Annotated in this window: 17 protein-coding genes, 3 tRNA genes and 1 pseudogene; 10 read left to right on the top strand and 11 right to left on the bottom strand. The window is 69.2% G+C overall.

The features are described 5' to 3' along the window. Window positions 1-51 precede the first annotated feature (51 nt). Window positions 52-642, top strand: coding sequence for a hypothetical protein (locus DFJ67_RS10915; protein ID WP_116067775.1), 591 nt, complete (start codon window positions 52-54; stop codon window positions 640-642). A 37-nt stretch (window positions 643-679) separates the two neighbouring features. Here the strand turns inward: DFJ67_RS10915 and DFJ67_RS10910 are convergent, their stop codons facing one another. Then, window positions 680-2,242, bottom strand: coding sequence for a ricin-type beta-trefoil lectin domain protein (locus DFJ67_RS10910; protein WP_116067774.1), 1,563 nt, complete (start codon window positions 2,240-2,242; stop codon window positions 680-682). Between the two features lie 193 nt (window positions 2,243-2,435). Between DFJ67_RS10910 and DFJ67_RS10905 the strand changes: the two genes are divergently transcribed. Continuing rightward, complete coding sequence (locus tag DFJ67_RS10905; RefSeq protein ID WP_116067773.1) at window positions 2,436-3,122, top strand: glycosyltransferase family 2 protein; 687 nt, start codon at window positions 2,436-2,438, stop codon at window positions 3,120-3,122. Continuing rightward, entirely contained in the window at window positions 3,086-3,583 is a 498-nt protein-coding gene (gene soxR, locus DFJ67_RS10900) for a redox-sensitive transcriptional activator SoxR (RefSeq protein ID WP_409362937.1), read from the top strand. Before DFJ67_RS10905 ends, soxR begins: the two co-directional genes overlap by 37 nt. Here the strand turns inward: soxR and DFJ67_RS10895 are convergent. After that, entirely contained in the window at window positions 3,570-4,508 is a 939-nt protein-coding gene (locus DFJ67_RS10895) for an NAD(P)H-quinone oxidoreductase (protein ID WP_116067772.1), read from the bottom strand. The two genes, soxR and DFJ67_RS10895, sit on opposite strands and share 14 nt — an antisense overlap. Before the next feature lie 50 nt (window positions 4,509-4,558). On the opposite strand from DFJ67_RS10895, the gene DFJ67_RS10890 reads away from it, so the two are divergent. Then, window positions 4,559-4,645 (top strand) — tRNA-Ser (locus DFJ67_RS10890). 15 nt (window positions 4,646-4,660) lie between these two features. Here the strand turns inward: DFJ67_RS10890 and DFJ67_RS10885 are convergent. Next, window positions 4,661-5,371: a class I SAM-dependent methyltransferase gene (locus DFJ67_RS10885; RefSeq protein ID WP_116067771.1), complete on the bottom strand. Its 711-nt coding sequence runs from the start codon at window positions 5,369-5,371 to the stop codon at window positions 4,661-4,663. 173 nt (window positions 5,372-5,544) lie between these two features. Between DFJ67_RS10885 and DFJ67_RS10880 the strand changes: the two genes are divergently transcribed. Continuing rightward, window positions 5,545-7,329: a DUF6311 domain-containing protein gene (locus DFJ67_RS10880; protein ID WP_116067770.1), complete on the top strand. Its 1,785-nt coding sequence runs from the start codon at window positions 5,545-5,547 to the stop codon at window positions 7,327-7,329. Here the strand turns inward: DFJ67_RS10880 and DFJ67_RS10875 are convergent. Beyond that, window positions 7,318-7,953, bottom strand: coding sequence for a TetR/AcrR family transcriptional regulator (locus tag DFJ67_RS10875; protein ID WP_116067769.1), 636 nt, complete (start codon window positions 7,951-7,953; stop codon window positions 7,318-7,320). The two genes, DFJ67_RS10880 and DFJ67_RS10875, sit on opposite strands and share 12 nt — an antisense overlap. A 124-nt stretch (window positions 7,954-8,077) precedes the next feature. On the opposite strand from DFJ67_RS10875, the gene DFJ67_RS10870 reads away from it, so the two are divergent. Then, the gene (locus DFJ67_RS10870; protein ID WP_116067768.1) at window positions 8,078-8,764 is read left to right on the top strand and encodes an SDR family oxidoreductase; all 687 of its coding nucleotides are present in this window, start codon (window positions 8,078-8,080) and stop codon (window positions 8,762-8,764) included. Here DFJ67_RS10870 and DFJ67_RS10865 read toward each other — a convergent pair. The 3 genes from DFJ67_RS10865 to DFJ67_RS10850 form a co-directional block, all read right to left on the bottom strand. Further along, entirely contained in the window at window positions 8,761-10,479 is a 1,719-nt protein-coding gene (locus tag DFJ67_RS10865) for a hypothetical protein (RefSeq protein ID WP_116067767.1), read from the bottom strand. The two genes, DFJ67_RS10870 and DFJ67_RS10865, sit on opposite strands and share 4 nt — an antisense overlap. A 20-nt stretch (window positions 10,480-10,499) precedes the next feature. Continuing rightward, complete coding sequence (tnpB, locus tag DFJ67_RS10860; protein WP_116067766.1) at window positions 10,500-11,879, bottom strand: IS607 family element RNA-guided endonuclease TnpB; 1,380 nt, start codon at window positions 11,877-11,879, stop codon at window positions 10,500-10,502. Window positions 11,880-12,535: 656 nt separating this feature from the next. Next, window positions 12,536-13,303 carry an IucA/IucC family C-terminal-domain containing protein gene (locus DFJ67_RS10850; RefSeq protein WP_116076021.1) on the bottom strand — a complete coding sequence of 256 codons (768 nt, stop codon included), beginning with the start codon at window positions 13,301-13,303 and terminating at the stop codon, window positions 12,536-12,538. 338 nt (window positions 13,304-13,641) lie between these two features. On the opposite strand from DFJ67_RS10850, the gene DFJ67_RS43750 reads away from it, so the two are divergent. Then, window positions 13,642-15,348, top strand: coding sequence for a peptide deformylase (locus DFJ67_RS43750; RefSeq protein WP_239097266.1), 1,707 nt, complete (start codon window positions 13,642-13,644; stop codon window positions 15,346-15,348). A gap of 13 nt (window positions 15,349-15,361) precedes the next feature. On the opposite strand, the gene DFJ67_RS10835 is transcribed toward DFJ67_RS43750, so the two are convergent. Next, window positions 15,362-16,477: a globin domain-containing protein gene (locus DFJ67_RS10835; protein ID WP_116067765.1), complete on the bottom strand. Its 1,116-nt coding sequence runs from the start codon at window positions 16,475-16,477 to the stop codon at window positions 15,362-15,364. A 785-nt stretch (window positions 16,478-17,262) separates the two neighbouring features. Between DFJ67_RS10835 and DFJ67_RS10825 the strand changes: the two genes are divergently transcribed. Further along, the gene (locus tag DFJ67_RS10825) at window positions 17,263-18,033 is read left to right on the top strand and encodes a CPBP family intramembrane glutamic endopeptidase (protein WP_116067763.1); all 771 of its coding nucleotides are present in this window, start codon (window positions 17,263-17,265) and stop codon (window positions 18,031-18,033) included. Here DFJ67_RS10825 and DFJ67_RS10820 read toward each other — a convergent pair. Next, entirely contained in the window at window positions 18,020-19,777 is a 1,758-nt protein-coding gene (locus DFJ67_RS10820) for a hypothetical protein (protein WP_116067762.1), read from the bottom strand. The genes DFJ67_RS10825 and DFJ67_RS10820 overlap by 14 nt on opposite strands. 138 nt (window positions 19,778-19,915) lie before the next feature. On the opposite strand from DFJ67_RS10820, the gene DFJ67_RS10815 reads away from it, so the two are divergent. Next, window positions 19,916-20,005, top strand: a tRNA-Ser gene (locus tag DFJ67_RS10815). Between the two features lie 34 nt (window positions 20,006-20,039). Then, window positions 20,040-20,112 (top strand) — tRNA-Arg (locus tag DFJ67_RS10810). A gap of 442 nt (window positions 20,113-20,554) precedes the next feature. Here DFJ67_RS10810 and DFJ67_RS10805 read toward each other — a convergent pair. After that, window positions 20,555-20,742, bottom strand: a pseudogene (locus tag DFJ67_RS10805) (ATP-binding protein); the annotation flags it as partial. Between the two features lie 208 nt (window positions 20,743-20,950). Continuing rightward, complete coding sequence (locus tag DFJ67_RS44340) at window positions 20,951-21,079, bottom strand: hypothetical protein (RefSeq protein WP_275407665.1); 129 nt, start codon at window positions 21,077-21,079, stop codon at window positions 20,951-20,953. Between the last annotated feature and the right edge of the window lie 27 nt (window positions 21,080-21,106).

Raw genomic sequence — 21,106 nt, 5'->3', positions numbered from 1 at the left:
CCACGTGGTCGTAGCCGATCGTGGTCTCCAGTTGGCGAGGAGAGGGAGACCATGAGGCGTTGGCTTGCGGGAATTGGGCTGGTCGCGGTTGTCGGGCTCGGCTTGACCGGGTGTGGGCTGGCCAGCAGCGGTGGCCAGGTGGCCGACCAGGCTTACGACGTGGTGGCCGGGATGGGTGCCGAGGGTGAGGCGCTGGCCGCGATGGGGTTCGACCCCGATGACATCACGCCGGCGGAGTTGGCGGAGCTGAAGCTCAACGCGCCCTCGCCGAGCCCGTCCGCGACCGTGGGGCCGAAGGGCAAGGGGCACAACGGTGACCGGGGCAAGCGGCTCAAGGCGCGGGTCCTGCTGCGCAAGAACACCTTGCACGGCGAGGCGGTCGTGCAGACCAAGGACGGCACCACGCAGACCGTGCTGGTGCAGCGTGGTCAGGTGACGGCCGTCGACAGCGACTCGATCACCGTCAAGAGCACCGACGGGTTCAGCCTCACCTGGAGTTTCGCCGATGACCTGCGGGTCGTCGAGCGGCGCAACTCGATCGAGGCCAAGCAGCTCGCGGTCGGTGCTCAGGTCGGGGTGGCCGGCACCAAGAGCGGCGACGGCGGCAGCGCCCGGCTGATCGTGATTCCGCGGGACAAGTAAGCCCGAGGGGCCCCGGCGGACCGCCGGGGCCCAAGGCCTAGTAGACCCGGTCGCCGATGAAGTCGTCGTGGCCGTAGCCGACCGGGTTCGGGAAGTTGCGGGACTCGAAGGACCACTGCTGTCGGGTGCTCGAACCGCAGGTGGCCAGGCGCAGCCGTGGCGTAGCGAGCAGCGGGCTGTCGAACGCCAGGCAGAGCGCGGTGTTGCCGGCCGGCTTGAGCTGGCTGCCGGCGAAGACCCACTTCTGGTTGGCGCCGCCGGTGCAGTTGAAGATGTTGACCGTCGTGTTGGCGGTCAGCGAGCCGCCGGTCACGTCGAGGCAACGGTCGTGCGACAGTTCGCTGTGTAGGGATTGGCGTGCGGGGTCATACCAGAAGCCCTGGTTTCGCCCGCCGTGGCAGGTGTAGGACTGCTGGGCCGTGCCGTTGCGCGAGTCGTAGCCCTTGCCGTCGACGCACTTGCCGGTGCCGGCGTTGCGCAACTGCTTGAACTCGAGCAGGCCGCCGACCAGCGTGCCGTGGCCGGTGCTGGCCGGGTCGACGCAGGTCGCCTGGGGCAGGCCGGAGTTGACGAACGCGGTCATGCACTCGGCGAACATGCCGTGGCCGCGGGCGTTGGGGTGGAACGACTGGCGTGCGGCGTTCTCGTTCCAGATGCCGACCTCGATGAACAGGCCGCGGACGCTGGTGTTGTCGGTGCACACCTCGTGGCCGTGGAAGAGCCGGCTGGCGTCGAGATAGCGGGTGCCGGTGTTGGCCGCCGCCTGGCGCAGGCCGCGTTCGAAGAGCGGCACGGCCTTGTTGCGGGCGAACGCCTGGTCGGCGAGGTAGAGCAGGCAGCCGCCGGAATACCAACCAGGGAAGTCCGGATTGTCCTCGACGTCCGGGCTCGCGGGGCTCGGGTAGGACTGGAGCACGAGGTCGTAGTCGGCGGCGAGATAGCCGGCCCCGGTCATCGTCGCCCGGATGGCGCGGAGCGCGTCTTCGACGGCCGCGCGCGAGCCGTCGACCTTGGTGGTCCACACGTCGGTGTAGGTCGGGTAGCAGGCGCCCTGGAAGAACACCCGCTTGATGGCGCAGTCGGTGGCCACCGGGCCGAACTGGATCGTGCCGTCGCCGTTGGCGCCGACGACCACCCAGATCAGCTTGATCCGGGTGTTGCGGGCCTTGATGGCCAGGTTGTCGCCCTGGTTGAGCTCGTTCCACTGGGTCGGGCCGCCGGCGATCAGGTTCCACGGTGTGGCGCCGGAGCAGGCGAGGTTGAACTGGGTGTCGGACGCGATGCCGGTGCGGAACACGGCCTGGTCGAAGGACCGGTCGCACCAGTTGCCGTCCTGGTGCGTGCCGGGGACGTAGTTGCCGACGCCCTCGCCGGAGATCTCGCTGTCACCCATGGTGACCAGCGCGGTCCTGCGCTCTTCGAGGGGGCGGATGCCGGGGCTGCCGTAGAGGGCGGTGGCCTCGGTGGCGCGGATCGCCTCGAGGTTGGCCGGCAGCGGCGTGACGGTGGGGCGGTCGGCCGCGGCGGCGGGAGCACCGGTGGCGGCGAGGGACGGGAGGACGAGGCCTGCGGCGAGTGCCGCTGCGGCGAGGATGCGCATCGACCCACTCCTTAAATCAATCGGGGGACGTCGATTGAGTTACTGGAGAGTAGCCTGATGAACGCGCATATGTGAATAGTCTTCGGATGGCTGGATGGGCTCCTGCGGGTGACCCCGCCGAACGGCGGAACACGATCTTCATCGCTAGCCGGTACGCTGGTGCGGATTTGTCGCCTGCCCAGGAGAAGTTCCCGTGAAGCTCTCGATCCTCATGCCGGTCTACAACGAGGAAGAACGCATCGCGGAGGCGCTCAAGCAGGCGCTCGCGGTGGAGTATCCGTGCGAGATCGAGCTTGTCGTGGTCAACGACGGCAGCCGCGACGGCACCGGTGCGATCCTCGACGCGGCTGACGACGCGCGGCTGCGGGTCATCACCCACCCCCGCAACGCCGGCAAGGGTGCGGCCATCAAGACCGCGGTCGACAGCGCCGAGGGCGACTACATGGTCATCCTCGACGCCGACCTCGAATACGACCCGATGGACATCCCGAAGCTGCTCGACCCGGTGCTCGACGGTCGCGCCAAGGTGGTCTACGGCAACCGCACGTTCGGCAGCCACAGCGCCTACAGCTTCTGGTATGTGATGGGCAACAAGGCCGTCACCACCGCCGCCAACGTGCTCTTCAACTCCTACATCGGCGACCTGGAGACCTGCTTCAAGCTGCTCCCGGTCTCGCTCTACCGGTCGTTGGAAATCAAGTCCAAGGGCTTCGGCATGGAGGCCGAGGTGACCGGCAAGCTGCTGCGTCGCAAGATCCGGCCCTACGAGGTGCCGATCAGCTACCGGGCCCGTGGTCGTGAAGAGGGCAAGAAGATCACCTGGAAAGACGGCGTCGAAGCACTGTGGATCCTCACCCGCGAGCGCGGCCGCAAGCGCTGAGCAACGAATCGCTCACCATCGGTGAGCTGTCCGCGCGGTCGGGCGTCGCGCCGTCCGCCTTGCGTTACTACGAACGGCTCGGGCTGATCCGGGCCGGTCGCACCAGTGGCAACCAGCGCCGCTACGACCGCGCCGAGCTGCGCCGGGTCGCGTTCATCCGGATCGCGCAGCAGGTCGGCGTCGCGCTCGACGAGATCGCCGACGCGTTGGCCTCGCTGCCTGACAACCGCACGCCGACCCGGGCCGACTGGGGGCGCCTGTCGGCGCTCTGGCGCACCCGCCTGGAGGAGCGCATCGCGCTGCTCGAAGAGCTGCGCGACGATCTGTCCGAGTGCATCGGCTGTGGTTGCCTGTCGATGCAGCGCTGCCAGCTCTACAACGCCGGCGATCGGCTGGCTGCGGAGGGCAGCGGCCCGCGACTGCTGATGCGCAGAGCCGGCCGGCGCGTCACGCGGGATTGACCAGCAGCACCTTTCCGGTGTGCAGGTTGTCTTCGACCACCCGGTGCGCCTCAGCGGCCCGCGGCATCGGGATGCGCCGGTCGATCACCGGCCGGATCTTCCCTTCTTCGACCAGCGGCCACACGGTCGCGCGTACACCCTTGATGATTTCGGTCTTCTCCGCCGCCGGACGGGCCCGCAGGGTCGTCGCGGAGACCGACCCCCGCTTGGCCATCAGCTTGCCGAGGTCGAGCTCGGCGCGGCGACCGCCCTGGGTGCCGATGATGGCCAACCGGCCGTTGGGCGCCAGCGCCGCCATGTTGCGGTCCAGATAGGACGCACCGATGATGTCGAGGATGACGTCGGCGCCGCCGAGCCCCTGTGCCACGGCCGCGAAGTCCTCAGTGGAATAGTCAATGACGTGGTCGGCGCCGAGCGCTAGCAACGCCTCGTGCTTCACTTTCCGTGCGGTGGTGATCACCCGGGCGCCGAGTGCCTTGCCGAGCTGGATGGCAAACGTGCCGATGCCGCTCGATCCACCATGGACCAGGAGCGTCTCTCCCGATGCCAGCCGGGCACCACGGACCACATTGGACCAGACCGTGCAGGCGACCTCGGGGAGTCCGGCCGCTTCGTCGAGCGCCAGACCGGCCGGCACCGGCAAGACATGCTCGGCCGGCACGGCCACCCGCTCGGCGTAGCCGCCGCCGGAGAGCAGCGCGCAGACCGGCTCGCCGCCCACCAGGCCCGCGCACTCCAGCCCCGGGTAGGGCGAGGCGCCGGCGGGCGGTGCGTAGTGCCCCTGCCGTTGCATCAGGTCAGCCCGGTTGACCGCGGAGGCAACCACGTCGATCAGCACCTCGCCCGGGCCCGCTACCGGATCGGGGACCTCCGCCCAGGTGAGCACATCGGGGCCGCCGAACTCGGGGATCGTTATCGCGCGCATGCCCTTTCTTACCCCGTGCCCGGACGCATGGCAGACTTGACCCGCGTCCAGGAGGGTTCGCCTAGTGGCCGATGGCGCTGGTCTTGAAAACCGGTAAGAGGGCAACCTCTTCGTGGGTTCGAATCCCACACCCTCCGCTTTCAGTGCGTGTCTCAGCGTGGCCGGCGGGCCACCGCGAAGACCGACTGCCCGAACGGCGGGCGCACCCGTTGCTCGACCGCCCGCGTCGCGGGAAGCACGAGTTTGTCGTAGAACTTGACCATCGCGCCTTCCTTCGGTGTCAGGCGGAAGACGCTGGTGGCCATGTAGTAGCCGATCAGTCCGAGCGCGTTGGTGTAGTTGATCCGCTCGACCCGCAGGTCGGCCCGGTTCATCACCCGGGCCAGCGACCGGATCGTGTAGCGGCGCACGTGGCCGGTCGCGATGTCGACCGGGCTCATCGCGAACGGGAACGCCGGCACGATGATGATCACGGCGCCGCCCGGGCGGACCATCCGGCCCATGCTCTGCAGCGCGCGGCGGTCGTCTTCGATGTGCTCCAGCACGTTGTAGGAGACGACCGCGGAGTACGCGCCCTCCTCCTGGCTGGGTAGCAGCATCTGGCGTACCTCGATGTCGGTATGGCCGGCCAGCCGCTCCTTGAGCGCGATCAGCCGGTCCGGGTCGGCCTCGGTGGCCGTGAAGCGCTGGGTGTGTGGCGCCCACTCGAGCGCGTAGTCGCCGAGCCCACTGCCGATCTCGATCGGGTTGCTGCCCAGATAGGGCAGGGCCAGTTCGGCGAACCAATGTCGATGGTTGACCGCGGTCGCCAAGCCTTCGAGTACCTCGGACTGCACGTGCTGGTTCCCGGTGATCTCGGCCATCTGCCGCCTCCCCCCGGTAGGGACAGTTACCTCGATGGAACGTGAGAGACCTTCCCTATTAGTTACGGTATGAAAACCTAGGTCGGATGTGCCAGGAACCCGGTGATTTGCCGGTCTTCTGTAGAACCCCTTGACGGGCTTTGGAGGAGCCGATGCCGGTAGGTGGGTCACGGGTGATCAGAGAGACCAGTGCGCCGCTCGTGGCGCACCGGCAACCGCTCTGGAAGCGCGCCCGCGCCCGCGACCTGGCGGCGGTCGCGAGTTACGTGCTGGCGGCGTTCTGGGTGACCTACCGGATCTGGCTGCACCCGACCTGGGGGCTGGCCGCCAACCGGGCCGACCAGGCGTTCTTCGAATGGATGCTCGGGCACGGCGCGCTGGTGGCGACCGGGCAGGCATCGCCGTTCGTCTCCGGCCAGATGAACGCGCCGCTGGGCATCAACCTGATGGCCAACACCTCAGTGCTCGGCATCTCGATCCCGCTGACCCCGGTGACGCTGCTCTTCGGACCGCACGCGGCCTTCAACGTCTTCCTCACCGGCGGCCTGATCCTGACCGCGGTGAGCTGGTATCTGGTGCTCTCCCGCTATCTGCTGCACCGCCGCCTGGCGGCCTGGATCGGCGCCGGCTTCTGCGCCTTCGCGCCCGGGATGATCTCTCAGGCCAACGGACACCCCAACCTGGTGTCCCAGTTCCTGGTGCCGGTGCTGATCTGGCGCACGCTCGAGCTGCGCAAGGCGCGCTTCGTCGTCAACGGCGTGCTGCTCGGCCTGGTGATCATCTGGCAGGCGTTCATCAACCTGGAGATCCTGTTCATGACGGCCGTCGGCCTGGTGATCTTCCTGATCGTCGCCGGTGCCGTCCGCTGGCGGGAGACCCGGGCCACCTGGCGACCGTTCCTGTTCGGCGGCCTCGTCGCGGGTGGGGTCGCGCTCGCGGCCCTCTGGTATCCGATCGCGATCCTGCTCAACGGACCCCAGTCCTACAGCGGCCTGCCGCTGGAGGTACGCGACTACGGCGCCGACCTGGCGGCCTATGTCGCCCTGTCCCGCGAGTCGCTGCTCGGCAGCATGGCCACCGCCCGCGACCTGGCGCAGAACGCCGCCGAGGAGAACTCGTTCTTCGGCTGGCCGCTGCTCGCCCTCACGCTCGTCGTCGTGGTGGCCCTGCGGCGCAGCGCGGCCGCGATCGGGCTGTTCGTCGTCGGGGTCGTGTTCGCCTACCTCTCGCTCGGCCCGGTGGTCCGGCTGCACGGCGAACCGACCGGCATCCCGTCGATGTGGGCGTCGCTGCACGAGGTGCCGGTGCTCAGTTCCGCGGTGCCGACCCGCTGGGCGCTCGCGGTGACGCCGGTGGTCGGCTTGCTGCTGGCGATGGGCGTTGCGGCGGCGCAGCGGCACGCCGAGACGATCACCGCACCGGCCCGGGCCAACGCGTTCCGGGCCGTCGCCGCGGCCGCGTTGCTCGTGGCGCTGGTGCCGATCGCGCCGACCGCGCTGCCGGCCACGAAACTGACCAACACGCCGGACTTCGTCACCGACGGCACCTGGGCCCGCTACACCGCGGGCGGGCGCAGCATCGTGTTCGTGCCCATGCCGAACTCCGGCATCAACGACCCGATCCGCTGGTCCGGCGCCACGCTGACCCGGATGCCGCTGGCCGGCGGCTACTTCCTCGCGCCGGTCGGCCCCGACCGGATCGCGAGCTTCACCTCGGAGTTCCGGCCCACCAACTACTTCCTGCGTTACGTGGCCCGCAGCAAGAAGGTGCCGGCGTTGTCACCGGAGAGCCGTGCCAACGCCCGCGGCGACCTGGCCTACTGGAACGCCGGCGCCGTCGTGATCCCGCAACGCCGCGACACCGAGCTGTGGAAAAAAGCCCTGACCTCGTTGTACGGAGCACCGCCCGAGCGGGTCGGCGACGTCTGGCTCTGGGACGTGGCGAAGCTACCCGGTTGACCGGCGGTGCACCGGCGGCCGTTGCATCGCGGCGAGCAGCGGCTCCGCCGGCGGCGGGTCGGGCAGCGGGCTGGGTCGGTCGGTGCGCAACGCGTCGAGGGCGAGGGCGAAGAACCGGGGCGAGCTCTGCGGCACCTCGCCGACCCGGTCGACGATCGCGGCGTTGGCGATCAACAACAGGACCACGTCTTCGGGTACGAAGTCCGCGCGCAGCGTCCCCTGCTCCTGAGCGGCGCGGATCAGCCGGTTCTGGGTCGCGTACAACCGTTTGCGGAGCTGTTGAAAGGCGGTGGACGCCGGCAGATCGAGGGTCAGCACGTCGGTCACGGTCTGGTCCTCGGCCTGCATGGCGCGCAGCCGTTCGAGATAGCTCCGGAAGCCGTCCCAGGGGTCCGGGTGGCCCAGGGATTCCTGCGCGGCGACCAGATAGCGCTGGGCGCGTTCGAGGAACACGGCCTCGACCAGCTCGGTGCGGTCGGGGAAGCGCCGGTAGACGGTGCCGACGCCGACGCCCGCCTGGCGCGCGATCTCCTCGACCGGCGCGTGCACGCCCTGGTCGGCGAACACCTGCCGGGCGGCTTCGATGATCCGTTGGCGGTTGCGCTCGGCGTCCTTGCGGAGCATGCGGCCAGCCTAAACGGAACTCCGAGTTCCGGTGATGACCATGGTCACGATCAGCGGCGGTTGCTGTTGCGGCGTGGCACAGTTCGCAACGGCGATGTTCTTCAAACTTTAAGGAACTTTTGCGATGGGTACGTCGATCGTTGTCGGTGGAACCGGCGGACTGGGTCAGGCCGTGGCGGCGCATCTCGCCGCCCGGGGCGACACCATGGTGGTCACCAGCCGGGACAAGGCGGTTGCTGAAGCCGCGGCCGCCGCGCTCGGTCCCGGCGCCAGCGGACTGGCCGTCGACCTGGCCCAGCCGGCGACGATCGCCGACGCGTTGGCCTCCGTCGGCGAGGTCGACCACCTGGTGATCACCGCCACCAGTCAGGTGCCGAACACCCTGGCCGACTTCGACCTGAACGCCGCGGTGACGGCGCACACGATCAAGCTGGTCGGCTACGCCGAAGTAGTGCGGGTGCTCCGCGACCGGTTCCGCCCCGGCGCCTCAGTGGTGCTGTTCGGCGGCGTGGCCAAGGACCGCCCCTACCCGGGCTCGACCGTGGTCACCACCCACAACGCCGGGCTGGCCGGCCTGGCGAAGACGCTGGCCACCCAGATCGCACCGCACCGGGTCAACGTGATCCACCCGGGCATCGTCGGCGACAGTCCCAAGTGGCGTGACATGCCCGACCACCCGCACGTGGCCCGCACCCCGATCGGCCGGCTGGTCACGGTCGCCGAGATCGTCGACGCGACCGACTTCCTGCTGCGCAACGGCGGCATCAACGGCCAGGAACTACTCGTCGAGGGCGGCGTGCTCGCCGTCTAGTCCATCGCCACCCGGGGCAGCGTGACGATGGCGGGGTCGACCTCGACCGCCTGCACGATCTCGCCCTGCCCGTCGCCGCGGACCAAGAGCAGGGCATGGTCGGGCAGGTCCTGGAGCACACGCGGTTCCACGGCGTATTCGTAGACCCGCTGGGTGGCCTCGGCGTCGCTCCAGTTGGTGCCGTCGGCGTGGGCGACCGTCCGGCTCCAGTCGCGGACCACGCCGTGGTGCTGGGTGAAGCGGAGGTGGCCCTCGGAGACGCCCAGCATGTCGGCTGCACCGTGGGATTCGGCGACGGTGTGCGCCTCGTTGCCGCCGAGCGTGCGGGTGAGCTGGCTGACCACGAACCGATGGCCCTTGCCGACGAAATCGGCCGCTTCCGTGGCTTCGCGGTGGTTGCCCAGGCGCATCAACGCGACCTCGCCGCCGCCGATCGTGCGCAGCGACTCTTCGCGCAGGTGGGCGAAGAGCAGCACGAGACGGACGCCGCGGCGCTCGCAGAGCGTGCTGAGGCGCTCGATCGAGCGATGGTGGATGCCATCCGCGCCGACCAGAACGAGCGAGCCCATCGGTGGTGCGTCGACCCGGAGCTGCCGGGCCAGCCACTGCACCAGCAGTTCCTTCAACAACTCCTGTTGTACGCCGCCGGTGTCCTCGTCGGCGATCAGGCAGAACAGGTCGGCAGTGGTCGGCTCGGACGGCTCGGTGCCCATCGTCCCCAGTGGATGCAGGAACGCCTCGATCCGGCGGAGCCTTCGCCGGTCGTCGGATCGCGTGTTTCGCAGGCGGGTGCGTTCGTCGTCGCTGAGCGCCGGCGCCGGTCGGTCGGTGAAGGCGTGCAGCGCGCCGAGCAGGCGCGGCATGCTGAAGTCGGGTGCGAGCACGTCGCAGATCTCGTGCAGCAGCAGGGCGTCTTCGGAACGCTCGGCGCGGTCGGCCTGCCGCGCGTCGCCGTGGATCGCCTCGACCAGGCAGTCGACCAGTTCGCCGGCGCTGAGTCCGGTGACCAGGTCGAGGCGGGCCAACTCGGCCGGGAAGCGCCGCACTCCGACGGTGCGGCCGGTGCTCGCGGCCAGCCGCATCAGTTCGCCGCAGAGGGCGTCGCCGGTGAAGTCGACGAGCAGCATCGGGCCGCGGGTGGCGAGCAGCGAACCGCCGAAGACCGTCAGAACCGCTTCCCAGCCGTACGCGGTGCCGCCAACGATGTCGATCCGCCGGTTGCCGGCGACCGGCGCGGCGGCGCGCCACTCGGGCAGCCGGTCGACGGTCTCCTGCTGCTCGCGGTCGTGCGCCCGGCGGCGCTCGTCCCAGCCGGCGCGGGCCCGGGCATAGTCGCGCTCGACGGTGCGCTCGGCCGCGGTGGCCATCCGGGCGGCGATGATGGCCGGCAGCGCGACCAGGCCGCCGACGACCGCGCCGGCGAGCAACAGGAGCAGCCCGATGACGCTGAAGGCGATCCAGCCAGCGGTAGTCAGGTTGAGAACGGTCCCGCCACACAGGAAGAGCACCGCGGCGATCGCTCCGCCGACGCCGACGGAGATCAGGATCCGCCGGAGCATCCCCTGCTGCCACCGTGCCGCGCGGGCCCGCAGGTGCGGCGGCACCGTGCCCCGGACCGGTTCGGGCTCGGCGAACGGCTGCCGGCGGAGGTTGCGGTCGTCGAAGGTCCAGCCGAGTCGCTCACCGGGCGCGGCCAGCAGTGCCAACGGGTCCACGGTCCTGCCTCCGTTACCTTTCAAAGCGCTCTAGTGAGCACGCGATCGGCTGTCCTACCTTGCGGTGGGACGGTCCCGGCCTGACCGGCGGATGCCGTGCCGGGTTCACGCTTCACGGCCACCTGCCCGCGCGCGCGGGTCTTCCGGTCGGCTCCACGTGCTGCCACCGGGCCACTCCCGGCGGTGTCGAATTTAGCCGCGAGGGCGGCCAGGTTAAGCGCGGCGTTGCGGTCGCGGTCGATGACCAGGCCGCACGCCTGGCAGTGGTAGTCACGCTCGGATAGGGCCAGCTTGGCTTTCACCGCGCCGCAACCAGAGCAGGTTTTCGAGGACGGATACCAGCGGTCAGCGACCAGCAGCCGACCACCGTTCCATGCAGTCTTGTACGCCAGTTGCCGGCGGATCTCGGCGAAGCCGGCGTCGGCGATATACCGGGCCAGGCGCCGGTTGGCCAGCATGCCGATGACGTTGAGGTCTTCCACCACGACCGTCCCGTACGTAGCGCCGAGCTCAGTGGTGAGCTTGTGCAGGCCGTCACGGCGCAGGTTCGCGACACGGGCGTGAGCGCGGCCGACCCGGGCAGCGGCACGTTCCCACCGCTTCGACGGCCGTCGTCCGGTCCGCCGGTCCGGGCCGCTCTTGCGCGACAGTGCCTGGCCCAGCGCCCGCAGCCGGGTCTGCGCGACGCTCAGGTGGCGCGGGTTATCGACCAGCTCGCCGGTGGACAGCACCACGAGATGTTTGATCCCGACGTCGACACCAACCACCGAGCCGGGCAGGGCCGGGGTCCGATCGGCGCGTTCAACCTCAACGCAGAAGGCGACGTGCCACCGACCGCCGTCGCGGCGGACCGTGGCGGACATGATCCGGGCCGTGCCGTTGTCCAGGCGACGGGCGAGTTTGCGGGCGGACTCGTGTAGCTTCAGGCGGCCCAGCCGGGGCAGCACCACGTGCATGCGGTCCGGGTCGACCCGGATCGCGCCGGTCGTGAACCGCACCGACGGCGTGGTTCGGCGCCGGGACTTGAACCGCGGGAAGCCGGCCGGGCGTCCGGCCCGTTTTCCGTTCCGGGACTCGGCCCAGTTCTTCAACCCGCGGGCAAGTGCGTCCAGGCCGGTATTGAACGCCTCCTTTGATACCTCACCCCACCACGGCGCCACCTCGGGCTTGGCCACGTTCCATACCTTGCGCAGCCCCGCAAGCGACCACGACAGCGACGGAGTCAGAAGCTCTGCCTGCACACCGTAGCTGCGCTCCGCGGCCCGCTGGTCCATCACCGCCTTGACCTGCGCCAGCGCCCAGTTATGCGCAACCCGCCCGGCCCCGGCATGCGCCAACACGTCACGTTCCTGACGCGGCGTCATGTCCAGGGCGAACCGGAACGCCTGAATCGTTTTCACCCCGGAACGTCCCCGGTCGCGGCTTCGACGGCGCGTCGGGCCTGGACGGCCGCACCGCGGCGGCCGTACCGGCGTGCGCACAGCAACGTCAGGATCTCGGTCACGTCACGCGCCAGGTCCTCGTCGACGTTCGCCGGGTCGACAGCCAGGAGACGGCGGCCCTGCGCGGACAATCGCGGCCTCGAGGCACCCGCAGCCGAAACGGCCGAACCGGTTTCGGCGCTCGACCACAATGGTCGCCAAGGCCGGATCGCGGTTTCGACCAGCCCGCCGGGTGAACCCAACTCCGCCACCGATGAAGCACCAGCAGAACCCGGGACAGGTCCACGTCGAACATCCAGACCTCGGCCCCCGGCGGATCCTGCGGACTGGCACCAATGCAACTCGTCACGACTCATAGTCGCAACCTAGCCAGAAGGTACGACAAGGCCGGCCTACGATTCCGGGTCCAACCTCATCACGGTCGGTGACTGCCATCAGGACCCGGCTTCCTGTCCATCCACGCGGGAGTTCTCGTGTCCGCTGTCACCCGCACTCCAGCCGACTAGTAAGCACTAACAGCGACCGACACACACCAGCAGCTGTTAGCCCCCTGCACAGGATGGTGCTGGGAGGAGTCAACAGTGGATGGACTCGTTTGGAAAGGCCCGCGTTGCTCAGGAAGGCTTGATGACGCAGCCCGCGCAGAGCTTGGGCTGGGGCAGGGTGAAGGCCAGGCAGCAGGTCTTGCGCTGCACGTTGAGTTGCCCGCCGGGGCCGTCGACCATCTCGACCAGGTCGTCGAGTTGGAGGGCTTCCAGGAGCGTGTCGATGTTGGTGGCGGTCGAGCCGGGCAGCCAGTCGGCGGCGCGGAGCAGGCTGTAGGCGACGCCGGATGCGACCGAGCCCATCAGGGTGCGGGCGCCGACGCGGACCTCGGTGTGGATCGCGTCGAGCAGCGGGTTGATGTGCTCGTCGATCAGTGAGGTGCGAAACGTCGACAGCAGTGCGGCCTCGTCGGGGACGACCACGACCTCGGGCAGGCCGGAAAGGGCCAGCGGGTCGTTCGGCAGCACGGCGACGTCGATGGTGCGGCGGTAGCCCAGGGTCAGCAGCGGGCGGTGGTCTTCGAAGTGCACGAGCACGTCGTTGGCGCGCAGCAGTGGCACGCGCCGGGCGGAGGCCCAACCGAGCACCGCCGGCAGGACCAGCCAGTAGCTGTAGGACTTCCAGGCCAGCGCGGCGGCGGCGTGTGGTGAGCCGCGCCAGCGGCGGGCGGCGGCGTCGAGCAGGTCGGGGAGGTGACTGCCGTCGGACAACGACGTCGCGGGAAGCCAGCCGGCCGGGTCGTGCACGAGCAGGCCGCGGGTCAGGCCCGGGAGGTCGTCGGTGCCGAACATCGACCGCAGCGTCGCGGTGATCGGGTCGAAGGGTGCGCCGGCCATCGCGCGGAAGTCGATGGTCGCTGTCACCTCGACCCCGCCACCAAACGCATCCGTGCGGTCACCGAATCTCCACCCATCTTGCGCTATTACCTCAGGCTCGCCAGCCGAAACAACATAGCGTGCTAAGGCTAGCCTAACCAGAGATTCGCGAGACGGAGTGGTGGACGACTCGTCTGGGTTCATCGCCGCACTTTCGCGCCGTGTTGACTTAGTCGCGCTCTGCGACGGTTGTCAAGGCATTTGTCGGTAACGCGCCACTTATGGTCCAGTTCCTTACCGGCGCAGCAGACTGGATTTCCGGGCTTCTAGGGGAGTCCCGGCCCCAAAAGGGACGCGTGATGCCGAGCCCACCGCCGACTTCACCAATCTCGCCGATCGAACGCGCCGCCGACTCGTTCGCGGCGGAGCTGTCTCGCTGGCGGGTCGAACGCGGCCTGACGAAGAAACAACTCGCCACCCAGATGGGCTTCGACCCGTCCTACGTCAGCCACGTCGAAGGCCGCCGGCACCGCCCCACCGAGGATTTCGCCCGGCGTGCCGAGGCCGTGCTGAGCGCGAGCGGGGCGATCTGGCTGCGCTTCCAGGAATACGACGACCTGCGGCACGCCCGCGCCGGCGCCCAGCCGCAGCGCGACCCGCCGGTGCCCGAGCAGTGGATGCCGCCCGGCACCGGGCTGATCGTCGAGCAGGAGGTCGCCACGCTGGCCTTCGTCGGCGACGACTATCGCTGCGTGATCCGGCGGTCCCTCTACAACGCCGGCACCGAGCCGGTCACCCGCTATCTGGTGCGGGTCGCGGTCGACCGCTATCCGGAGGACCCGGAGCGGTCCAACCGGCACCACCGCGACCATCCGCTGACGTTCGCCGAGCTCGACCTACAGGCCTACTGTGACGATCCGCCGGCGCGTGAGCCGATGGAGTGGCGCAAGAAGCACGACCGGGACGCGTTCAAAGAGGTCTGGCTGCTGTTCGAGAACGCCAACGGGCGGTTCCCGCTCTATCCGGGGGAGCGGGTGACGATCGAATACGCCTACACCGTCGGGCAGGAGAAGTGGGGGCGTTGGTTCCAGCGTGCGGTGCGGCTGCCGACCCGGCGGCTGACGGTGCGGCTCGACTTCCCTACCGATCTTGACGCGCAGGTGTGGGGGGTCGCGACGTCGCTGTCGTCGGAGGAGGCGCCGTTGCGCACGCCGGTGACCCGGCGGGCCGAGGGCGATCGCACCTGGTTCGAGTGGAGCACTGACTCGCCGACGCTCAATGCGCGTTACCGGTTGGAGTGGCGGTTCCGGGCGGTTCGGCCTTCGCCTGCCCCTGCGCCTGCCTCCGCCTCGCCGATGCTTGGCGATGCCGCCCCGGACTCGTTGGTCTCCAATGGGCGGCGGGCGTCGGTGCCCGTATCCCTGCTGCATTCGGAAGGTCCGGCGGCGCCTGATCTGGGCCGCGCGGGGCAACCCGCGGCGGTGGTCGTGCCGGCGCAGCGGCATGCGCCGCGCACGCCGAGCGAGCGGATGCGGTCGGTCGGGGTTGTGCAGCGGGGTAGTGCGCTGTTGGCGCATGCGGCGGTGCCGCTGCGGCTGCCGGTGGACGCCGAGGCCGGGCGGGATGTGGTCGATCGGCTGTTCGAGGCGCTGGAGCGCATCGAGGAGATGCACATCTTCAGCAAGGGTGTCGGGCTCGCGGCGCCGCAGATCGGGCTGGCGGTGGCGGTCGCTGTGGTGCGTCCGCCGGATCCCGCCGCTGAGCCGTTGGTGCTGGTCAATCCCCGCATCGTCGACGCGTCACCGCGGGTCGACGAGCGCTACGAGGGGTGCCTGTCGTTCTTCGATGTGCGGGGGCTGGTGCCTCGGTCGCTGCGGGTCCAGGTCGAGCATGCCGACTGGAGTGGGGCGCGGCGGGTGACCACGTTTGAGCGTGGGCTCGCCCGGCTGGTGGCACACGAGATCGACCATCTCGAGGGCCGGCTCTATGACGAGCGGATGCCGCCCGGTGCGGCGTTGGTGCCGATCACGGAGTATCGGGAGACTGGGCGGCCCTGGAACTATTAGGCCGCTCCTGTTTCTAGATGTCGCCGAACGTGTCGTATTTGATGCGGACCGCGGGGATCTTGAGCTCGGCCAGGGTGCGCATCGTGCTCTTGACCATTGACGCCGAGCCCGAGACGAAGAAGTCGTGGTCGCCCCAGGGGCCGTAGCGGGAGACCACCTCGCCGATGTTGCCCTGCTCCCCGACGAAGCTGCTGTCGTCGCTGCACGCGGGGACGACCGACAGCCACGGGTAGCGGGCGGCGAGCTTGTTGAGCTCGGGCAGGTCGTAGAGATCTTCGCGGTCCTTGGCGCCGAAGAACACGTGCACCCAGCGGGTGCGGTTGTAGCGGGTCAGCTCCTCGATCAGGGCCTTGATCGGGGCCAGCCCGGTGCCGCCGGCCACGCAGACGATGTCGCGGGTCGACTTGCGGTCGAGCGTCATCGTGCCCATCGGCGCCGCGATCCGCAGCAGGTCGCCGACCTGGGCGCGGCGGACCAGTGCGCTCGACACCCAGCCGGCACCGAGCGCGCGGACGTGGAACTCGATCGTGCCCTCCTTGTTGGGGGCGTTGGCGATCGAATAAGTACGCCAGAGCCGCGGCTGGTAGCGCGGCGCCTCGACACTGACGTATTGGCCCGCGCGGTATTCCAGTGGATATTGCAGCGGCCGGCAGGTCATCACCGCGATGTCGCGGGCCCGGCGCTCGTGGCTGAGCACCTCGGCGTGCCAGAACGCCGGGTTGGTGTCGGCCTCCGCCCCGGCGATCATCTTCTTCGCGATCACCGCGTAGGCGTCGCCCCAGGCCTGGTCGTATTCGATGCTCCAGGCCTCGCCGGCGAAGGTGCGCAGGGCCTCCAGCAGGGCGCCGCCGACCACGTCGTAGTGCTCTGGTTCCACGTGGAACTTGCGGTGGTCGCGGCCCAGCTGGCGGAGGAACTCGTCAAAACGGTCCGGGTCGTCGAGCGTCTGCACCGCCGACACGATGGCGCCGAGCAGCCGCGCCCGCTGGACGTCCATGGTCACTGGAAACAGGTGCCGCACATGCGGGTTGGACAAGAAAATGCGCGCGTAGAAATATCCGGCGACCTTGTCCTGCTGTTCCTCGACGAGGGTCCAGCTTTCCTTCAGCAGCCGTGAAAGGTTCCCCATTGACGCCCTTTTCGTTTGTCTGACGCGCCTTGGCCTCCACCCGGCCCGCCGCACTTCTGGTTGATCAGGGTGTGTGTGGTCGCACTGTGCACGTCTGACCAGCGTGAGCACTCAGCGTCGAGGTGCATCGCACAGAATGTGCGACGAGTGCGATCCGGCCCTGTCTATGGATCTACGGCTGTGGAACGCTGAACCGCGTGTGGTAAGGCGCTGTGCGTTCCGGCTGGTCTTTTTCAGTTCTGGAGTTCGCATGGAGCACACCGTTATCCCTGCCCCAATGGGTTCGTTCGCGCGCCGCCGGCCCTCCTCCGGACGGCGATCGACCGCGCCGGTCGGGCGGCCCGTAACGGTGGACCCGCCCCGGCTCGATGACCGGATGGTCGGTTTCATCCGCCGGCAGGAGATGGTGTTCGTGTCGGTGGCCGGAGGTCCGCGGACGTCCCGATCGGGGCCTTCGGGGTTCCTGCGGGTGCCGTCGCGGCGCCTTCTCTCGTGGCCTGAGTTCGGGCATTCGCGCCCGTCCGTGGCTGGCCAGGTGCGGTTGCTGTTCCTTGATCTTTTTGCCGAGCGGACCGGGCTGCATGTGACGGGGCGGGCGTCGGTCGTGCCGTATGGGCCGCTGCAGTTGTGTGGCTCTTCTTCGGTCTCGTCTCCGGGGCCGCGGCCTGAGTTTTGGGTCCGGGTTCGGGTCGACCAGGCGTGGTTCGCCGACCAGGGACCGCTGGCTTAGCTGGGTTGGCGCCCCTGACACCCGCGGCCCAGCTTTATCCGGCATTGTGGGTCGGGTGACAGTCGATCTCGAGCAGTCGCCGGTGCGCGTGGAGAGCCGGACGCGCCTGCGTGCCGAGATTCTGATCGTGCTGGGGCTGTCTCTTGGCCAGTCGGCGATCTACTCGCTGGTGACGATCGTGGCGCGGCTCACGGCTGCGGCTCCGCTGTCACAGCAGACGGCCACACTGAATCCCTCACAGTCGGCGCGGCCCTATCTGGATCTGACGTACCAACTGCTGGGGATCTTCTTCGCTCTTGTCCCTGTGGCGTTGGCGCTGTACCTGCTGCGCTCGCCGCGGTCGCTGCTCGGCCTCGACGCCCGGCGACCCTGGTTCGATCTTGGCTGGGGCGTCGCCCTGGCGGCGGCGATCGGGCTGCCCGGCCTGGGGCTGGTGTTCGTCGCGGCGCAGCTAGGCATCAACGCCAACCTGGTCCCGGCCGCGTTGCCACACCTGTGGTGGGCGGTCCCGGTGCTGATCCTCTCCGCGGCGCAGAACGCGATCCTGGAAGAGATCGTCGTAGTCGGCTACCTGGTCACGAAGCTGCGGGATCTTGGTTGGAAGCTGGTCTGGGTCGTGGCCGCGTCGGCGGTATTGCGCGGCTCCTACCACCTTTACCAAGGCTTCGGCGCCTTCCTAGGCAACGCGGTGATGGGCGTGGTGTTCGCCCTGTTCTTCATCCGCACTCGCCGCGTGTTGCCACTGGTGGTGGCACACACGCTCCTGGATGTGGTGGCATTCGTTGGGTATTCGCTACTGCCCCACTCGTGGTTCAGCTGGCTCTGAACCGCTGGATCGCCCTGGCCGCGACGCGCTCGGTGTTGAGGGTCGCGGTCGCGGCGCCGCCGGCTGCGGCGAGCCCCGGCCACCAGCGACCAAGGATCTTGAGCGCGGCCCAGGTGGCGGTCTTGCCGGCCGCGGTGATGGGGGCCCGGCTGGCGCTGTGCCCTGGGATCCCATCAATGGCGGCCTGCGCCGACTCATGATCCTGATGTACGCCCGTCAGCACCAGCAGATCCGCCGCCGTCGCCTGCTTTCCGTAGGCCGCCGCGATGTGGGCGATCAGTTCGGCGTTGACCCAGCTGGTGGCTACCAGGTCGGCGGCCGATGACCAACCGTTGGCGAGGCTGGCCGCGGCGCCGGCCGCAGTGGTCTTTCTGATGAACCTCTGCTGCGCCAGGCGGGCCAGGCCGTCGTTGGTCGCGGTCGGGTAGGTCGCCCGAATCTCCCGCGCCCAGGCGTCGGCCTGAGGTGTGAAGCGCTTCACAGCCGCGGCCGCGGCAGCCTCGGGTACTCGCCAGAGCGAGCCGGGGCCGGGCTTGGGCGGCGCGGCGCCCGTCGGGATCACCGGCTCCGCGCGGCCGTAGCCGTCGACGGGCGCCAGGTCGCTGGTCTCGGTCGCAGTTTCGACGACTGTCTGATCGGTCCCACTCGGCGTCGGGGTCTTGGCGACCGGCTCGGTGGTTGTCGGCTCGGTCCGCGCGGGGGGCGGTGTCGGGGTCTTGGCGACCGGCTCGGTGGTTGTCGGCTCGGTCCGCGCGGGGGGCGGTGTCGGGGTCTTGGCGACCGGCTCGGTGGTTGTCGGCTCGGTCCGCGCGGGGGGCGGTGTCGGGGTCTTGGCGACCGGCTCGGTGGTTGTCGGCTCGGTCCGCGCGGGGAGCGGTGCCGGGGTCTCGGCGACCGGCTCGGTGGTCGACTGCTCGATCCCGTCCGTCGCAGGTACCGGAGTCTCGGCAACCGGCTCGGTCGGCTGGGCGATCGACGGCGAGTCGGCGGCCTCGTTGTTGAGCGTCACCGATTCCTCCGTCAGGCCGTGATCGGGCGTGGTCGCTGAAGTGAGGTCACCCGCCGCCTTCTGCGTCGCCGATTTCCTGGCGGCGATCTTCCTGGGCGTGGCCTTCTTCGCGGCCTTCGCTGAGCTCTCGTCGGCCGGTGCTGCCGCGACAGCCTTTCGGCCGGCGGGGATCTTGGGAGTGGTCTCGGTCGGAGCCGGGTCCTTGACCGCGTCGACCGGCTGGTCGGCGGTGCGCGCCGCAGGCGTGCGCTTGGCCGCCGCGGCCTTCTTCGGAGCCGCCTTCTTGGCCTGCGGTTCGGGCTTGGCCGCGGGCTCGACGTTGGCCGGGGGCTCGACGTTGGCCGAGGGCTCGGCCTTGGCCGGGGGCTCGGCGCTGGCGGTTGCTGGTTCGGCGGCTGTCTTCTTCCGCGGCCGGGGGGCCGCCTTGGCCGGGCCAGTGTCCGTGGGCGCGTTGTCGGCCGGTGGCGTGAAGAGCTGCTCGCCGCCATCCCGTCGGGCCGAGCCGTCGCCGGCAGCCTTAGCTGTTCGAGGCCGCGGGGTCTCGACCGGCTCTTCCGGCGGAGCCTGGAAGAGCATCGGCGGCGGCACCTTGCCCGCCCGGCTGGACGCGTCACCCGCCCGCGGCTGCGGCGCCCGCCGCTCTTCTCGCTCAGGCGGCGCGGTAAACGCGGCCTTGGCAGGCCGCGGACGCCGCTGTTCGGCCGGCTCCGCCGGCTCGCTGGCCCCGGTTCCCATGGTTTGGCAGCGTAGCCCCGCAACCCGCCTGGCACAGGTCGCAGAGCCGCAAGTCCCTGGATCGACGTGCGGAGGTCGCTTTGCCCACCCCGAAGACCGACCTGTATCCTCGATCGGCGGTGGTCTAGCGGCCACCGAGGAGACTTCGCCTAGTCTGGTCTATGGCGCCGCACTGCTAATGCGGTTGGGGTTAACCGCCCCTCCCGGGTTCGAATCCCGGAGTCTCCGCGCCGAGGTCGGTGTGTAGACTGGCCAGGCACCTGCGCCCGTAGCTCAACGGATAGAGCATCTGACTACGGATCAGAAGGTTAGGGGTTCGAATCCCTTCGGGCGCGCAGCAGGTCAGAGGCCATCTCAGCCATTCGAGATGGCCTCTTTCACTGGCCGTACAGCAGTTCGAATCCCTTCGGGCGCGCAACAAGCCCCCTGAGCTGCGGCTCGGGGGGCTTTTCGTTCACTCGCGGGATGCCACACCTCTGCGACACCTTTCTGCCGATCTGAGTCGAGCGCTGTTCGCGTCCCTTCGGGCGCGCAAGCTACTGCGAAGCCGCTTCAACTGGGATTACCCGGTCAAGCGCCTTTCGCGTCTGCTCTACTTTGGATCTCCAGTGCGCCGTTGGTGCTAGCTCGAATAGTCCGTTCTATTCGGTTGGGCAGCAGCGTCAGCCGGCGGATCGAGTCGCACGACAGCTCGGAGCCGGACGCTGTCAACGACGCGCGAATTTGACCCTGGCGACGGGTGAATGCTGACCCCCTCGCCGTGGGTGGATCTTGTTTGTCGTTGGTTTGCGCTGGGACGCGGCCGAGGTCGCGTTCTTTGAGTGGGTAGCTGTCGCCCTTGAGAGAGATGACCTCGGCGTGGTGGGCGAGGCGGTCGATCATGGCTTCGGCGACGACGTCGTCGCCGAAGACCTCGCCCCAGCCGCCGAAGGGTTTGTGGAGGTGACGATCACGGAGGCGCGTTCCTAGCGGCTGGAGACAAAGTCTCTGATGTCCGAGCGTCGGACGTGCTAGCCCAGCAAGTTCTGCCGGCAGAGGTACGGGGTTGGCTGCGCGGGCTGTGGGCAAACCCAGCAGCATGGTTCGTCGCTCGCCGGCCCGTCTAGGACTCGCGGGAGCGAACGCGTATCGAGGCTTCAGCCATTCGACCCACGCATTTACCTTTGGCCAGCGCTATTGGGCGAGGATTTCTTCGGGGCGTCTGTAGGTGATCGCGGCCTCGTAGGCCGCGCCGACATCGAGTAAGAGGGCGTCGAGGTCGCCGCCCGTGGTCGGTGGCAGCGATGCGGAGAACGTGGTCAACGAGGGTACGGCCGTTAATTAGGACGA

Origin of the sequence: Asanoa ferruginea, from assembly GCF_003387075.1 — a bacterium.
GTDB lineage: Bacteria > Actinomycetota > Actinomycetes > Mycobacteriales > Micromonosporaceae > Asanoa > Asanoa ferruginea.
The sequence above is the reverse complement of the archived record's forward strand: the minus strand, read 5'-3'. Positions and strand labels throughout refer to the sequence as shown.